This is a genomic window from Streptomyces sp. NPDC088762 (assembly GCF_044750905.1).
Classification (GTDB): Bacteria; Actinomycetota; Actinomycetes; order Streptomycetales; family Streptomycetaceae; genus Streptomyces.
The window spans coordinates 164,609-180,014 of record NZ_JBIVKT010000008.1 but is presented as its reverse complement, the minus strand read 5'-3'; the positions used below and the strand labels follow the sequence as shown (position 1 = coordinate 180,014).

At 72.5% G+C, this 15,406-nt stretch carries 13 protein-coding genes; 10 read left to right on the top strand and 3 right to left on the bottom strand.

What is annotated here, in order from left to right:
• Positions 1-124: 124 nt before the first annotated feature.
• From ACIP5M_RS20215 to ACIP5M_RS20205, 3 genes are all read left to right on the top strand, one after another.
• Complete coding sequence (locus tag ACIP5M_RS20215; protein WP_401198830.1) at positions 125-1,348, top strand: alpha/beta hydrolase; 1,224 nt, start codon at positions 125-127, stop codon at positions 1,346-1,348.
• A 230-nt stretch (positions 1,349-1,578) separates the two neighbouring features.
• A complete protein-coding gene (locus tag ACIP5M_RS20210; RefSeq protein ID WP_401198828.1) occupies positions 1,579-2,664 on the top strand; it encodes an alpha/beta hydrolase in 1,086 nt (361 codons plus the stop codon).
• On the top strand, positions 2,661-3,452 hold the full coding sequence (locus tag ACIP5M_RS20205; protein WP_401198826.1) for a trypsin-like serine peptidase: 792 nt from the start codon (positions 2,661-2,663) through the stop codon (positions 3,450-3,452). Before ACIP5M_RS20210 ends, ACIP5M_RS20205 begins: the two co-directional genes overlap by 4 nt.
• Positions 3,453-3,529: 77 nt before the next feature.
• Here the strand turns inward: ACIP5M_RS20205 and ACIP5M_RS20200 are convergent, their stop codons facing one another.
• From ACIP5M_RS20200 to ACIP5M_RS20190, 3 genes are all read right to left on the bottom strand, one after another.
• Positions 3,530-4,534 (bottom strand): EamA family transporter, encoded by a 1,005-nt coding sequence (locus ACIP5M_RS20200; protein WP_401198824.1) that lies wholly within the window; start codon positions 4,532-4,534, stop codon positions 3,530-3,532.
• 26 nt (positions 4,535-4,560) lie between these two features.
• Complete coding sequence (locus ACIP5M_RS20195) at positions 4,561-5,379, bottom strand: isocitrate lyase/phosphoenolpyruvate mutase family protein (protein ID WP_401198822.1); 819 nt, start codon at positions 5,377-5,379, stop codon at positions 4,561-4,563.
• A 237-nt stretch (positions 5,380-5,616) separates the two neighbouring features.
• On the bottom strand, positions 5,617-6,726 hold the full coding sequence (locus ACIP5M_RS20190) for a pyridoxal-phosphate dependent enzyme (protein ID WP_401198820.1): 1,110 nt from the start codon (positions 6,724-6,726) through the stop codon (positions 5,617-5,619).
• A 241-nt stretch (positions 6,727-6,967) separates the two neighbouring features.
• On the opposite strand from ACIP5M_RS20190, the gene ACIP5M_RS20185 reads away from it, so the two are divergent.
• The 7 genes from ACIP5M_RS20185 (at position 6,968) to ACIP5M_RS20155 (ending at position 15,405) form a co-directional block, all read left to right on the top strand.
• The gene (locus ACIP5M_RS20185; RefSeq protein ID WP_401198818.1) at positions 6,968-8,551 is read left to right on the top strand and encodes a S8 family peptidase; all 1,584 of its coding nucleotides are present in this window, start codon (positions 6,968-6,970) and stop codon (positions 8,549-8,551) included.
• Positions 8,552-8,706: 155 nt separating this feature from the next.
• On the top strand, positions 8,707-9,873 hold the full coding sequence (locus ACIP5M_RS20180; protein ID WP_401198816.1) for a DUF4190 domain-containing protein: 1,167 nt from the start codon (positions 8,707-8,709) through the stop codon (positions 9,871-9,873).
• A gap of 137 nt (positions 9,874-10,010) precedes the next feature.
• Complete coding sequence (locus ACIP5M_RS20175; protein WP_401198814.1) at positions 10,011-10,763, top strand: GntR family transcriptional regulator; 753 nt, start codon at positions 10,011-10,013, stop codon at positions 10,761-10,763.
• Between the two features lie 572 nt (positions 10,764-11,335).
• On the top strand, positions 11,336-11,521 hold the full coding sequence (locus ACIP5M_RS20170; protein WP_401198812.1) for an SPOR domain-containing protein: 186 nt from the start codon (positions 11,336-11,338) through the stop codon (positions 11,519-11,521).
• A 27-nt stretch (positions 11,522-11,548) separates the two neighbouring features.
• Positions 11,549-12,055: a (deoxy)nucleoside triphosphate pyrophosphohydrolase gene (locus ACIP5M_RS20165; RefSeq protein ID WP_401198810.1), complete on the top strand. Its 507-nt coding sequence runs from the start codon at positions 11,549-11,551 to the stop codon at positions 12,053-12,055.
• Positions 12,056-12,209: 154 nt separating this feature from the next.
• Positions 12,210-12,638 carry an ATP-binding protein gene (locus tag ACIP5M_RS20160; protein WP_401198808.1) on the top strand — a complete coding sequence of 143 codons (429 nt, stop codon included), beginning with the start codon at positions 12,210-12,212 and terminating at the stop codon, positions 12,636-12,638.
• Between the two features lie 157 nt (positions 12,639-12,795).
• Positions 12,796-15,405 carry a SpoIIE family protein phosphatase gene (locus tag ACIP5M_RS20155; protein WP_401199082.1) on the top strand — a complete coding sequence of 870 codons (2,610 nt, stop codon included), beginning with the start codon at positions 12,796-12,798 and terminating at the stop codon, positions 15,403-15,405.
• Position 15,406: the final 1 nt, after the last annotated feature.

Genomic DNA, 15,406 nt, shown 5'->3' with positions numbered 1-15,406 from the left:
TTGAGATCCCCGTCATGTTTTTGCCGGGTTTTGGAACTGTCCGGGGTAATTCGTACATCAGGACTGGGGGATGCCCAGTCGTTCTGCCCCCGGGGGGCAGTCGTGACCGTTCGGAGCGAAGTTCGTGCACCAGTACCCGCAGAGCCCGCGGCCTGACCAGCCGTCGTACCAGGACCGTTCGGAGCGGTACGCGCAGGACCACCTGTACCCGGACCACCCGTACCCGGGCCCCCCGTACCCGGAGCAGCAGTACGGCGAGCAGCAGTACGGGGAGCCGCCGCGGCGCAGGCGGTCCCGGCGCGCGGTGTGGATCGGCGCGGCGGTCGCCTTCGCCCTCCTGCTCGGTGGCGGTGGCGGGTTCGCCGCCTGGAAGCTCGAGTGGTTCTCCGGCAACGGCGAGGACGTGAGCTTCGGCGCGTCCGCCCCGCCGCCCGCCGCGGACAAGAAGGCCACCCCCAGCGAGGCCCCCAAGCCCTCCGGCGACCCGGACGTGCTCATGCCGACGGGACCGAAGTCCGAGTTCAAGCAGACCGCCAAGCTCGACGACGGCACGATCATCGCCAAGACCCGCCTCACGGGCGCGAAGTCGGGCTTCGAGGGTGACGTGTGGGTGTGGGCGCCCAAGGAGTACGACGACCCGAAGTACGCCAAGAGCGGCTTCCCCGTCCTGATCGCGCTCCCCGGCGGCAACGGCTTCCCCGCCAACTACTGGGCCGACCGCAGCCTCGGCCTCCAGAAGGCCATCGGCGAGGGCGTCCAGGCGGGCACCAGCCTCCCCTTCATCGTCGTCATGCCGGTGCTCAACCCGGACAACAAGTACTACTACGACGGCGCCGACATACCCGGCCAGCCCAAGATGGGCACCTGGATCGCCGAGGACGTCCCGGACTTCACCAGGGCCAACTTCCGCACGTACAAGTCCCGCGACGGCTGGGCCTTCATGGGCTCCTCCTCCGGCGCCTTCGTCGGCATGAAAACCGTCCTCCAGTACCCCGACCGGTTCAAGGCCGTCATAGCCAGCGGCGGCGAGATCGTCCCGGACTCCCCGCTCTGGAAGGGCCACCAGGCGGAGATGGACGCGAACAACCCCGAGAAGCTCGCCAAGAAGCTGATCGACGCGAACGGTCCCGAGGTCTACATCAACTTCCAGGTGGGCACCAAGGAGAGCGGCAAGGAGCGGATGGTGAAGTTCCAGCAGCAGTTCGGCAAGGGGCCCGTCAAGATGACCATCCGCGACATCCAGAACGGCGAGCACAACGGCTGGCACTACGTCCGGGGCATGAAGGAAGGCTCCCTGGAGTGGATCAGCAAGGTGCTCAAGGCGCCCAAGCCCGACACCGCCGGCTGAGGCCCGTACGCCCCACCGGCCGGCGTCCGTCTGCGCGTCCCGCGTCCCGCGTCCCGTGTCCCGAGCCCCGCGTCCCGCGCCCGCGCCCGTGCGCCGCGTGGCACTCGCCACGTCACCCCCGTCCCAGGCAACCCATCCCGTCGTTCATACCTCTGTAAAGGGTGTAAGGGGGACCGATCGGTCCGGCCCGCGCTCCACAGCGAGCGCCGGAAAAGGAACGGGACAATTCCGTGCAGCATGACCAGCAGGGCGACGGCAGCCCCATGACCAAGGGCGGCCGTCGCCCCAAGCGCCTGCGCAGGACGCTGATCGGCGGTGGGCTCGCGCTTGCCCTCGCGGCGGGTGGCGGGGCGGCAGCGTACAAGTACGGGCTCTTCTCGGACACGGGGGAGCCCGTCTCCTTCGAGAAGGTCCAGGAGAAGGCCTCCAAGGCCTCCGACGTCCGGCCGGGCGTGATGATGCCCACCGGCCCGAAGGCCGAGTTCGTCCGCACCAGCCGGCTGCCGGACGGCACGCAGATCGCCAAGACCACCCTGACCGGCAAGAAGTCCGGATTCACGGGCGACGTATGGGTGTGGGTGCCCAAGGAGTACGACGAGCCGAGGTACGCCAAGAGCGCCTTCCCGGTCCTGATCTCCCTGCCCGGCGGCCGCGGCTACCCCACGAACTACTGGGGAACGGGCCCCGGCCTCGGCCTCCAGAAGGCCGTCAGCGACGGGGCGAAGGCCGGTACCAGCCTGCCCTTCATCCTGATCATGCCGGTGCACAACGCCGACACCCGGCACCACTTCGACGCCTCCGACATCCCCGGCCAGCCCAAGATGGGCACCTGGATGGCCGATGACGTCCCGGATTTCGCGAAGGCCAATTTCCGGACCTTCACCTCCCGCGACGGGTGGGCCTTCATGGGCTCTTCGGCGGGTGGATTCGGCGCCTTCAAGCACGTCCTCAAGTACCCCGACCGCTTCAAGGCCGCCATCGCCAGCGGGGTCGACATCGTCCCCGACTCCCCGCTCTGGAACGGGAACACGCAGGCCATGGACGAGAACAACCCCGAGAAGCTCGCCGCGAAGCTGATCGAGGAGGGCGGTCCGGACGTCTACATCAACTTCCAGATCGGCACCAAGGAGGGCGGCCGCGACAAGGCCGAGCAGTTCATGAAGGAGTACGGGAAAGGTCCCGTGCACACCAGGCTGCAGGTGATCCAGGATGGTGAGCACAACGGGAAGTCGTACGTACGCGGGATGCGGGAGGGCGCTCTCGAGTGGATCAGCAAGGTGATGTCGCCGCCGACCCCCGATCCCGCCGTGCGATGAGCAGGGTGGTGAAGGGGGCGTCGGTGGCCGCCGTCGCGGGGATCGCGGCGATGTGCGCCGTCGCGTTCATCGAGGCGCCGGGCGACCGGCCGGTGCACCCCTTCCCCACCGTCGGCGTGCTCATGGCCAACGGGGAGCACTGGTGCACGGCGAGCGTCGTCGACAGCCCCGAGGGCAATGTCGTCGCCACCGCGGCGCACTGCGTGGCCCCCGCCGGAGAGGACGGGGAGCCGGGCGAGGTCGCCCACGACGGCCTGGCCATCGGCGAGCTGTCGTTCGCCCCCGCCTTCTCGGGCGAGGGCTCCGGCACCCAGCCCCTCGGGGTCTGGAAGGTCCGCTCGATCCACGTCGACGACCGCTGGACGAGGTGGGGCGACGACACCGCCGACTTCGCCTTCCTCACCATCGCCCCCGACTCCGAGGGGCGCAGCGTCCAGGAGGCCGTGGGCGGCCGGGCCGAGACCCCCGCACCGGACTGGACCTCCGGGTACGAACGGGACGTGACCGTCGTCGGCTACCCGGAGTCCGAGCACAACCCCCAGAACAAGCCCGTCTCCTGCACGACGCAGACCCGCCACGACGACGATGACCCCGACATGCTCTACATCAGCTGCGCCGGCTTCTGGACGGGCACCAGCGGCAGCCCCTGGATCGCCGACCGGGGCGGGGCCGGCCGGCCCGGGCGGCTGATCGGGGTGCTGAGCGGCGGGGACACGGACGTGGACTCCACGGCCGCGGTCTTCGACGAGCGGGCGAAGGCGCTGTACGAGCGTGCGGCGCGGGGTTAGGGGGTGCCTTTACGGATCAGGCCGGCTCGCGGCGTCCGGAGCCGATCCTTCATCCAGCCTGATCCGCAGGACACCGCCTAGCCCCGTGCTTCCCGGCCTGCCGCTTCCTGCCTGCCCCGGCCTGCCCGCCGCTTCTCGTCCGCGGGTTCGGGTCCGCCGTTCCGTGGCCCTTGCTTCCTGCGCTCCGTACTGACGATCACGCCCACCGCCGCCACCACGATCGCCCCGCCGAGCAGGATCGGCCAGGTCAGGGCCTCGTCGAGGATGAGGGCGCCGAGCGCCACCGCCACGACCGGATTGACGTAGGCGTACGTGGACACCAGCGACAGCGGCGCCGCCTGCAGCAGCCACACGTACGCCGTGAAACCGACGAGCGAGCCGAAGAGCACCAGGTAGCCGAGTGCCAGCCAGGAGGCGGTGGAGAAGGCCGCCGGATCCAGGCCGCGGTGCTCGCCGCGCAGCAGGCCGACGAGCACGCCCCCGACCCCGCCCGCGAGCATCTGGTACACGCTCCCGGTGAACGGATTGCCCGGCAGGTCCAGCCTCGACGCCGAGAACGAGCCCAGAGACCACAGCACCGAGGCCCCCACCACCAGCAGCACCCCCGACAGCCGCACGTCACCGCTGAGCCCCGGGCTGGTCAGCACCGCGAGCCCGGCCAGGCCCACCAGCACCCCGCCCAGGGTGCGCCGCGGCGGCCGGTCGCCGGTGGCGGTGCGCAGCACCACCACCCACATCGGCACCGCGGCGACCAGCAGCGCGGCGAGCCCGGACGGCACGGAGGTCTCGGCGAGGACGACCAGGCCGTTGCCGCCGAGGATCAGCAGCACTCCGACCAGGGCCGCCGAACCGAGCTGCGCACGCGTGGCCTTGAGCGCGGCCGGGCCGTAACGCCAGGCGACGGCGGCCGCCAGGACCAGGCCGGCGATGATGAAGCGGATTCCGGCGGAGAGGAAGGGCGGCATGGTCTCGACGACGATCCGGATGCCGAGGTAGGTCGAACCCCAGACGACGTAGACGAGGCCGAGGGCGGTCCAGACCGCCGGAGTGGTCCTGCTCCCGGCGGGTGCTGATGTGCGCATGTTCGGATCCTAGGGTGGTCGCCGGCTCAGCCCTTGAGCAGGCTGTTCAGCTCGCCGTACGGGAGGGCGTCCGCGAGGGACCCGTAGGTGCCGCCGGAGAGCAGCTCCTCGGTGGCGCGACGGACCACGGCGTACGCGGCTTCGGCGACCCAGGAGCCGAGGCTGACGCGGGCGACGCCGAGGGCGCCGAGCTCGGCGACGGTGGGGGCGCCGGGGCCGACGAGGATGTTGAGCGGGGCGTCGATGCCCTTGGCGAGCTCGGCGATGGTGGCGGGGTCGGTGACCCCGGGCACGAAGACGCCGGTGGCGCCGGCGCGGAGGTAGGCGGCGGCGCGGTCGAGGGTCTCGTCCAGGCGGGTGGCGGGATCGCCGAGGCCGCGCAGGTACGTGTCGACGCGGGCGTTGATGAACAGCGGCACCCCGACGGCCGTCGCCGCGGCGCGGGCGGCGGCCAGGCGCTCGGCGTGCTCGGCGGGGGCGCGGCCGCCGTCCTCGATGTTGATGCCGACCGCGCCGGCGGCCAGCACGCCCGTGACGGTCTCCGCGACGCCGGCAGGGTCGGCGCCGAAGCCGCCCTCGATGTCGGCGGTGACGGGCACGGAGACGGCGGCGGCCACGCGGGCGACGAGGTCGAGGGCCCGGTCACGGGCGAGGGCGTCCCCGTCGGGCGAGCCGAGCGACCAGGCGACGCCGGCGCTGGTCGTGGCGACGGCGGGGGCGCCGGCGGCCTCGACGATACGGGCGCCGGCGACGTCCCAGGCGTTGGCGAGGGGGAGCGGGGCGGCGGGGCTGTGCAGGCTGGCGAAGGCGCGGGCCAGGGTGGGGAGGTCAAGGGTGGTGGTCATGGGCCCAGTTCAGCAGACGGCGGGCCCCGGGTCGCGCGGTTTTCCGACACGTAGGTCAGGCTGCCGTGCAGGGCCCCGCCCGGCCCGCCGTGGTGCTGCCGGGGGGAGATCCAGCCTCGCCGGCGTTTGAGGCGCGGGTCCGGGCGGAGCCCGGGGAACGGAGGAAGGGCGGGGCGGGGACGGGCTCCGCGCAGCGGACCGGGGAGGGGCTCCCGCGCAGCGGACCGGGCGGGTGTGTCAGGCCAGGCCCGCTGCGGCGCCCGCCCCGCAGAGGGGCAGGACGGCCGTGCGTCCCTGCAAGGGGTCGGTGGGGGCGGAGGGCCCGACCGCCGCCCAGCACGCCGCGGCCGTCGGTTCGACGAGCAGGCCCCGCCGGGCCAGGTCCCGCTGCGCCTCGCGGATCCGGTCGTCCGGGACGGTGAGGAAGGTGCCGCCCGACTTCCGGACCGCCGCCAGGATCTGCCGCGCCCGCGGCGGCGCCGGGATCGCGATCCCCTCCGCCACGGTGGGGAGCGGCGGCACCGGACCGGCCTCCTCGGCACCCGCGGCGAAGGCGGCCGCCAGCGGTGCCACCGCCTCCGCCTGGACCGCGATCAGCGCCGGCGGCCGGACTCCGCGCCGGCCCAGCTCCTCCACCGCCAGGGCCGCGCCGAGCAGCAGGGTGCCGTTGCCCACCGGGACGACCAGGACCTCCGGCAGCCGGCCGCCGAGTTCCTCCCACACCTCGTACACGTACGTCTTCGTCCCGTGCAGGAAGTACGGGTTGAAGACGTGGCTCGCGTAGAAGACCCCCGGCTCGTCGGCGGCCCCCCGAGCCGCCTCCGCCGCGGCCTCGCGGCCGCCCGTGACCACCCGTACGACCGCCCCGTGCGCCCGCATCCGCCCGGTCTTCTTCTCCGAGGTGCCCTCGGGCACGAAAACTTCACAATCCAGCCCGGCCCGCGCGCAGTAGGCCGCGACCGATGTCCCCGCGTTGCCGCTGCTGTCCGCCACCACCCGCGTCGGAGCCAGCCGCCTGGCCACCTCCGCGAGCATCACCGCGCCCCGGTCCTTGAAGGACAGCGTCGGCATCAGGAAGTCGAGTTTGGCGTGAACCCGCTCCGCCAGCGGTACCAGCGGAGTGTGCCCCTCCGCCAGGGAGACGGAGAACGCCCCCGGCAGCGGCAGTGCGGCCGCGTACCGCCACAGCGAGTTCGGGCCGGCGGCCGGTTCCAGTGCCGCGGCCGGATCCGGCGTGAAATCGAGGGCCCACGGGCCGCCGCACAGCGGGCAGCACCAGGGGGCCGTCCGGGCGTCCGCGCGCGTGTCGTCCTCTGGGCAGACGTAACCGGGGAGTGCGTGCGACATGTGCGGAGCGCCTTTGCTCAATCATGGCCGGGGTATGGCACGGATGTTACGCGTCGGCCGTCCTCTTGTGGCAGGCGCCGACCGTGGGTCAACCTTTCGGAGGCGGCGGCCTGTTGGGCCATTTGCTTTGACATGCACATGCCTAACCGCAGGTCTGGACGCTCCCTGAACGCCTGTGCAGGGGCGCCCGCCCGCCCCGCTCAATCCCCGCAGCGCACCACCTACGAGGAGGACCCCCCACATGTCCGTGATGCGTCACACCCGCCGGAAGATCGCCGGCATCAGCGCGACCGCCGTCGCGGCCCTCGCGCTCGGCGCGGCCGCCGCGTTACCCGCCTCGGCGGCCGACAGCGGCGCGCAGGGCGTCATCGAGAACGCCGGCGCCCCCGGAACCGTCGCCGGCAGCTACATCGTGACTTTGAACGACTCCGCCGCCCGCTCCACCGCCGACAGCGGCAAGGCCCTCGCCAAGCGGTACGGCGCGAAGATCGACCGGGTCTACAGCGCCGCCCTCAACGGCTACTCCGTCGAGGTCTCCGAGGCGCAGGCCAGAAAGCTCGCCGCCGACCCGGCGGTCAAGTCCGTCGTGCAGAACCGGGTCTTCACCGTCGACGCCGCCGACGGGACGCAGCCCAGCCCGCCGTCCTGGGGCCTGGACCGCATCGACCAGCGCGCGCTCCCGCTGGACCAGAGCTACACCTATCCCGACAAGGCCGGCGAGGGCGTCACCGCCTACATCATCGACACCGGCGTCCGCAAGACGCACCAGGACTTCGGCGGCCGCGCCTCCGACGGCTACGACGCCATCGACAACGACAACACCGCCCAGGACGGCCACGGCCACGGCACGCACGTCGCCGGCACCGTCGCGGGCGGCTCGTACGGCGTGGCCAAGAAGGCCAGGATCGTCGGCGTCCGGGTGCTCGACAACAACGGCTCCGGCACGACCGCCCAGGTCGTCGCGGGCATCGACTGGGTGACGCGCAACGCGGTCAAGCCGGCCGTGGCCAACATGTCGCTCGGCGGCGGCGCGGACTCCGCGCTCGACACGGCCGTACGCAACTCCATAGCCTCCGGCATCACCTACGGCGTCGCCGCGGGCAACGAGTCCACCGACGCCTCCACCAAGTCCCCGGCGCGCGTCGCCGAGGCCATCACGGTCGGCGCGACGACCAGCACCGACGCGAAGGCCAGCTACTCCAACTACGGCACGATCCTCGACATCTTCGCGCCGGGCTCCTCCATCACCTCCTCGTGGGGGACGGGCGACACCGCCACCAACACCATCTCCGGCACCTCGATGGCCACGCCGCACGTCGTGGGCGCGGCGGCGCTGTACCTGTCGCAGAACCCGTCGAGCACCCCGGCCCAGGTCCGCGACGGCCTGGTGAACGCGGCCACCCCGAACGTGGTGACCGGCCCCGGCAGCGGCTCCCCCAACCGCCTCCTCTACGTGGGCGGCGGCACCACCCCGCCGAACCCGGGCACCCGCTTCGAGAACACGGCGGACTACGCGATCAACGACAACTCCACCGTCGAATCCCCGATCACCGTCAGCGGGATCTCCGGCAACGCCCCGGCGACGCTGAGCGTCCCGGTCGACATCAAGCACACGTACATCGGTGACCTGAAGGTCGACCTCGTCGCGCCCGACGGCACCGTCTACACCCTGCACAACCGTGCCGGCGGAAGCGCCGACAACATCATCAAGACCTTCACGGTGAACGCCTCCGCCGAGGTCGCCAACGGGGTGTGGAAGCTCCGGGTGAACGACAACGCGAACATCGACACCGGCAAGATCGACTCCTGGGCGCTGCAGTTCTGAGACCGGGAAGCGAGCCACCGGCGCAGGGTGAGCGGCATCGCCGCGCGCACGGCTGAGCCGCGATCAACGGGCGGGGGCGACCGACAGGGCGGTCGCCCCCGCTGCGTACTATTCGCGCATTCGTTCGCGCCCCCTGTGATGGAGTCCCCCGCCCCGTGACCACCCCGCCGAGTCCTCCCACCGGACCGGGCCACTCCTGGCCCCCGCCCGCCCCGCAGAACCCGTGGGCGCCGCCGCCCGGTTACGGGCAGCAGCCGCCGGCGCTCAACGGCTTCGCGCTCGCCTCGCTCCTCGTCGGCCTGCTGTGCCTTCCGCCGCTGGGCGTCGTCTTCGGGATCGTGGCCCTCGTGCAGATCCCGAGGAAGCGGCAGCGGGGCAAGGCGCTGGCGATCGTGGGCCTGGCGGTGTCCGTGGTGATGACCGGCGTGGTGGCCCTGACCGCGGGCCCGGTCGCGAGGGCGCTGGGCGAACGCTTCGACCGGATCGCCGAGCTGACCGACGCCGAGGGCGTGCTGACGGACATGGAGGACCTGCGCGGGGGTGACTGCTTCAACGTGCCGGGCGGGGACATGATGGAGGACCGGCCCCTGACCTACAAGATCGACTGTGCGCAGCCGCACCACGGCGAGGTCACCCTGGCGGCGGCCCCGAAGGAAGCCCCCGGCACGGAGGCGGCGGACCGCGCCACCGAGGACACCTGCTGGAAGGCCCAGGACGACTACGCGATGGACACCTGGGCGCTGCCCGCCACCGCAGAGATGTTCTACTTCGCGCCCTCCCGGGAGAGCTGGCGGCTGGGCGACCGGCACCTGCTGTGCGTGATCGCGACGACGGAGCACGAGCAGCGCGGCAGCCTGCGCCGGGGCGAGGCGGAGCTGACGCCCGCACAGGTGGAGTTCCTGAAGGCGGCGAACGCGGTGGAGTTCCTCGTGGGCCGCTCACCGGACGCGGACGTCGAGGACGCGCTGCCGGAGCACCGGGCGTGGGCGCTGAAGGTGCACGGAGCGCTGGGCGCCGAGGCGGAGGTGCTGGAGGCGCACAAGGGCCGGCCCGGCCTGGACGCGGCCGCGCGGGCCACGCTCAAGGAGATCGAAGCGGCGCGCAAGCTGTGGGCGAAGGCCTCGCAGGCCCGGACGGCGGGGGAGTTCGACAAGCAGTGGGACCTGGCCATGGGCGCGATGTCCCTGGAGACGGAGAAGTCGCTGCGCGGTGCCTACGGGCTGGCGACGACGGTTCCGGACTGGCTGGAGGAGGGGCCGGGCGGGCCCGGCGGCGGACCGGGCGGTGGGCCGGGGCGCGCCCCCTCCACGGAGGCCGCGTGACGTCGTCGGGGTAACGCCCGGTAATGGGTTTGAGTGACCTGGCTTCATCACTTCGGGTGAAACTCTGGCCCTTGCTTGCGTCGTACAACCGTCGGTTGCCAGGGTGTTGCTGTCTGTCAACCTGATGGGAGTGGCCAGTGACTTTCGGTGAGCAGCCGGCCTACCTGCGTGTGGCCGGGGATCTCCGACGGAAGATCGTCGACGGTTCTCTGCCCCCGCACGCCCGGCTCCCCTCGCAGGCCCGCATCCGCGAGGAGTACGGGGTCTCCGACACCGTGGCGCTGGAGGCGCGCAAGGTCCTCATGGCGGAGGGGCTGGTCGAGGGCCGGTCCGGATCGGGTACGTACGTACGCGAACAGCCGGTGCCGCGGCGGGTCGCCCGCTCCGGCTACCGCACCGGCGGCACGTCGACGCCGTTCCGGCAGGAGCAGGCGGACTCCGGCGCGCGCGGCACGTGGGAGTCCAGCAGCGAACAGACGGGCGCGCCCGCGGAGATCGCGAAGCGGCTGGGCATCGCGCCGGGGGAGCGGGTGATGCGGACCCGGTATGTCTTCCGGGACGCGGGGGAGGCGATGATGCTCTCCACTTCCTGGGAGCCGCTGGCCGTGACGGGCCGGACGCCGGTGATGCTGCCGGAGGAGGGGCCGCTGGGCGGCTCGGGGGTGGTCGACCGGATGGCCGCGATCGACGTCGTCGTGGACAACATGGTGGAGGAGGTCGGCGCACGGCCGGGGCTTGCGGAGGAGATCCTGCTGCTGGGCGGCGTGCCGGGCCACGTGGTGCTGGTGATCGGCCGTACGTACTTCGCCTCCGACCGGGCCGTGGAAACGGCGGACGTGGTGATCCCGGCCGACCGGTACCGGCTCTCGTACCACTTGCCGGTCCGGTAGCGCCCGCGCCGGCCGGGCGGGGAGTCGGCGGGTGCCGCGCCGTTGCCGGGGCTCCGCCCCGCGCCCCGCGCCTCAAACGCCGGCGGGGCTGCAGTCGGGTGCGGTGAGGCCCGCGCCGGCCGGGCGGGGAGCCGGCGGGTGCCGCGCCGTTGCCGGGGCTCCGCCCCGCGCCGCACGCGTCGGCGAGGCCGCCTTCCGCTGCCGCCGCGCGAGTTGACGGGACGTCACCCGGCAGGTTTCGGCGTGATGGTGATCGCCCCCGCCGTTTCGATCCTCGCCTTTCTTCGGGCCGTTCGGTGACCGCGCCGAGGGCCCCTCCGCCGTCGTCGCCACCGGGCTCGTCCCCTCCCCCGACGCGACCTGCGGAGACCTTTGCCGCCCGGCCCGGAGGGCCTCCGTGCGCCGGGTGCGAACCGGCGCGCACGGCCCACTCGTACACGTGGCCGGATGCGTACGCCCCCTAGGTACCTCTTCGTGAAAAACCGTATCCGCTGTGTAAAGGTCGGGCGTAAGCTCGGGCATATGCGCAATGCGGTTTCCCGGGCAGGTACATCGGCGGAGGGTGAAACGCGATGAACGACAGCGGTGCCCTGCTCCCGTGGCTGGTCATACGTCAGGACGACAACGGCAACCGCTACCGGGTGGGCCGGTACGCCACCCGGGCCGAGGCCCAGAAGGTCGTCGACAGCCTCGGCGACAGAGGACACAAGCAGCTGTACTGGGTCGAGCGGATCGGTCAGACCGCCACGATGAACTGAGCATCAGCCTTGCCATAGGCTCCGCCCATGACGGTACGAGTGGTCGTGGGCGGAGCCCTTTGTCATGAGGGGCGCCTGCTGGCCGCCCGCCGCAGCGCACCCCCTGAGCTGGCCGGACGCTGGGAGCTGCCGGGCGGCAAGGCCGAGCCGGGTGAATCCGTCCCCGAGGCGCTGGTGCGCGAACTGCGCGAGGAGCTCGGCGTCGAGACCGAGCCGCTGGAGCGGATCCCGGGGGAGTGGCCCCTGAAGCCCGGTCTCGTGCTGCACGTGTGGACCGCCCGGCTGCTGTCCGGGGTGCCCGCGCCGCTGGAGGACCACGACGAGCTGCGCTGGCTCGCGCCCGAGGACCTGGAGTCCGTGGACTGGCTGGACCAGGACCGGCCCGCGGTCGCCGAGGCCGGCCGCCGGCTGCGCGCCGCCGAAGCGGGCGAAGGCGAAGCAGTCGAAGTCAAAGCAGCCGAAGCCAAAGCGGGCGAAGTGGAAGCATCCGAAGCAGCCGGTGCGGCCGACGGCGTCGGCGCCGGGGGCGCGTGACGCTCATGCTGTAGGCCGTCTGCGCCACAGTGCGCCGGTGCGTGGGGGACCGAGTGGTACGCCGCCTCGAATATCGGGTATGTCGCTATTAATCCCTATCTCGTCCCCCTTTCGTTGCAGACGAACCGGACTGGGGTCGCTGCTGGCCCGGGAAGTGATCGGCGTGATCGACACAGACGGTGAATGCGCCGAGTGGGCCTTCCCCGCCGAACCCGGTGCCGTCCGCACCGCCCGACACGCCGTGCGCGGCACCCTCAGGGCCTGGGGCCTGGAGGCCGTCGGCGATGTGACCGTCCTGCTGGTCAGCGAGCTCGTCACCAACTCCCTGCGCTACGCGTCCGGCCCCATCGGGGTGCGGATGGAACGGCGGAATCCAGCCGCCGACGACCGGGCGGGCGGCCCCGCGCTGCTCGTGGAAGTTTCCGATCCGCTTCCGGATCCGCCCCGCGAGCGCATCGCGAAGCCCAGCGACGAGGGCGGCCGCGGACTGCACCTCGTCGCCGTCTCCTCGCAGCGCTGGGGGACCCGGCACGGGAAGTCGGGCAAGACTGTGTGGTTCGAGTTGGCACTTCCTGGTGAGTAACAAGGGGAAGGGTGGCCGTCCGTCGCACGAGGTGGCTAAAAACTAACGGGACCTTTTTGTGATCGTGAACGCCGTGCCGTCAGGGGCCGTGTGCTGAATACTGCGGTCATGGCCGGTCCGGTTGCGGTGAGCTGGAGGGGACGGTCGCGTGAGCGAGATACCTGCGCAGGCACATCAGGCCGACGTGCCTCGGGAGACATGGCACGACTCCCTGTGGCACAGCAGTCCGCCTGGCTCGATATATGACTACATAAAGGTCGCGTCGTTTTCGATCGGGCCCGACGGGCTCATCGACCAGTGGAGTCTGCGCGCCGAGGACCTCTTCGGGCTGACGGCCGCACAGGCGGTGGGGCGCGATCCGGTCGAGGCCTTCATGCCGTCCGAGCTGCGTGCCGACGCCCACCGCAGGGTCTCCGAGATTCTCGACGGCAAGGAATGGACGGGCCTGATCCCCTTCCGGATCCCGGGCGGCAACGGCGCGCACGGCGTGGCCGAGATCTATGTGATGCCCACCCAGACCGAAACCGGCGAGCGGGCCGCGCTGTGCGTCGTCGTCGACGTCCGCGCCCTGCGGCAGATCGAATCCGATCTGGCGGCCTCGCAGGCCATATTCGGCCAATCCCCTTTCGGCTTCCTGCTCTTCGGTACCGACCTCACCGTGCAGCGGGCCAACCGCCGCTTCGCCACCGTCTTCGGCGGATCCGCCGAAGAGCACCGGGGCCGTACGGTCCACGACTACCTGCCGCCGCACGAGGCCGACCGGATGGCCGAGGCCCTGCGCCGCGTGCTGGAGACCGGGGACTCGGTCACCGACCTGAGGATCACCGGAGCCGCCCCCGGCAGCCGGGAGGACCGGCACTGGTCCATCAACCTCTACCGCGTGCACGGCGGCACCGGCCGCCCCGTGGGCATCGCCGGCATCGGCACCGACGTCACCCGCCGCCACCTCGCCGCCCGCGAGGCCGCCGGAGTCCGCCGCAACCTCGCCCTGCTCAACGAGGCCGGGCACCGCATCGGCAACTCCCTGGACCTGGAGACCACCGCCCGCGAACTCCTCGACGTCACCGTCCCGGGCTTCTGCGACCTGGCCGCCGTCGACCTCTACCAGGGCCTGCTGCTCGGCGACGACGACCGGCCCGCCCGGCCGCAGGGCCCCGGGGTCCCCTCCCTGCCCGGGCAGGGCGCCGGACGGGCCCCGTCCGCGCCCCTGCGCAGGGTCGCCTTCGCCTCGGCCGTCTCGGACGCCCCCCTGTCGGGGACGGGCGCCCCGGTCTCCGTGGGGGACATCCACCGCTACCCGGCGGCGTCGCCCGGTGCGCTCGCGCTGCGGACGGCGCGCCCGCGGCTGATCGAGGGCGGCGGACCGGACGGGCTCGTCCAGTCCACGCTGGTCGTACCGATGGTCGCCCACGACACGGTGGTCGGGCTCGCCCAGTTCTCCCGTACGAAGGGCAGCGAGCCCTTCGGCGAACGGGACCGGGCCGTCGCGGTCGAGCTGGCCGCGCGGGCCGCCGTCTGCATCGACAACGCCCGGCTGTACCGGCGCGAGCACGAGCGGGCGCTGATCCTCCAGCGCAGCCTGCTGCCGCCCGGGGATCCCGAGGCCGCCGGCCTGGACATCGCCTGCCGCTACCTGCCGGGCAACGCGGCCACCGAGGTCGGCGGGGACTGGTTCGACGTCATCGAGCTGCCCGGGCACCGTACGGCGCTGGTCGTCGGCGACGTGATGGGGCGCGGGCTGCGGGCCGCCGTCGCGATGGGCGAACTGCGGACCGCGGTACGGACCCTCGCGCTGCTGGACCTCGAACCGGCGGAGGTGCTGTCGGCACTGGACGAGATCGCCCGCGGGCTCGGCGCCCCCGGCGGCTCCCAGCAGGCCTCCCGGGCCGCCCTGCACTCGCGGGACGCGGACCGCTCGGAGGTGTACCTCGCCACCTGCGTGTACGCCGTCTACGACCCGGTGACCCGGCGCTGCACGATCGCCAACGCCGGCCACATGCCGCCGGTGCTGGTGGAACCCCCGGAGGAGGGCGGCGCCCCGCGGCCCGCACTGCTGCTGGAGGTGCCGCCCGGGATGCCGCTGGGGGTGGGCGGGGAGCCGTTCGAAGAGGTCGAGGTGGAACTGCCGGAGGGGGCGCTGCTCGCCCTCTACACCGACGGGCTGGTGGAGTCCCGCGACCACCCGCTGGAGGAGGGTCTGCGCGGTCTCCGCGAGGCCCTCGCGGACCCGGTCCGGCCGCTGGAGGACGTCTGCGACCACGTACTGAACACCCTGGACACCCGGCACGGGGAAGACGACATCGCGCTGCTGATGGCGCGGGTCCAGGGCCTGCCAGTGGACGCCGTCGGCGACTGGCAGCTGCCGCGCGAGGCCCGCTCGGTGGGCCGGGCGCGGGAGCTGGCACGGGCCAAGCTGCCGGCGTGGGGCCTGGAGGGGCTGCTGGACACGACGGAACTGCTGGTCAGCGAGCTGGTGACGAACGCCCTGCGGTACGGGGAGGGGGAGATCAGGCTGCGGCTGCTGCTGGACCGCACCCTGGTGTGCGAGGTGTGGGACGCGAACCTGGTCCAGCCGCGGCGCAGGCGCGCCCGTGACACGGATGAGGGCGGGCGCGGGCTGCAGCTGGTCGGGCTCCTCTCCGCCGGCTGGGGCACCCGCCGCACCCACCGCGGCAAAACGGTCTGGTTCGAACTCCCGCTCCCCGGCGCCACGGCGGAGTCGGTCACCGAACTCTCGGCGGAGCAACTCCTGGACATGTACGGCTGAC

Excerpts from the sequence above, each read along its gene's own strand:
- ACIP5M_RS20205 (WP_401198826.1), top strand. The coding sequence starts at position 2,661 with ATGAGCAGGGTGGTGAAGGGGGCGTCGGTGGCCGCCGTCGCGGGGATC.
- ACIP5M_RS20200 (WP_401198824.1), bottom strand. The coding sequence starts at position 4,534 with ATGCGCACATCAGCACCCGCCGGGAGCAGGACCACTCCGGCGGTCTGG.
- ACIP5M_RS20195 (WP_401198822.1), bottom strand. The coding sequence starts at position 5,379 with ATGACCACCACCCTTGACCTCCCCACCCTGGCCCGCGCCTTCGCCAGC.
- ACIP5M_RS20190 (WP_401198820.1), bottom strand. The coding sequence starts at position 6,726 with ATGTCGCACGCACTCCCCGGTTACGTCTGCCCAGAGGACGACACGCGC.
- ACIP5M_RS20185 (WP_401198818.1), top strand. The coding sequence starts at position 6,968 with ATGTCCGTGATGCGTCACACCCGCCGGAAGATCGCCGGCATCAGCGCG.
- ACIP5M_RS20170 (WP_401198812.1), top strand. The coding sequence starts at position 11,336 with ATGAACGACAGCGGTGCCCTGCTCCCGTGGCTGGTCATACGTCAGGAC.
- ACIP5M_RS20165 (WP_401198810.1), top strand. The coding sequence starts at position 11,549 with ATGACGGTACGAGTGGTCGTGGGCGGAGCCCTTTGTCATGAGGGGCGC.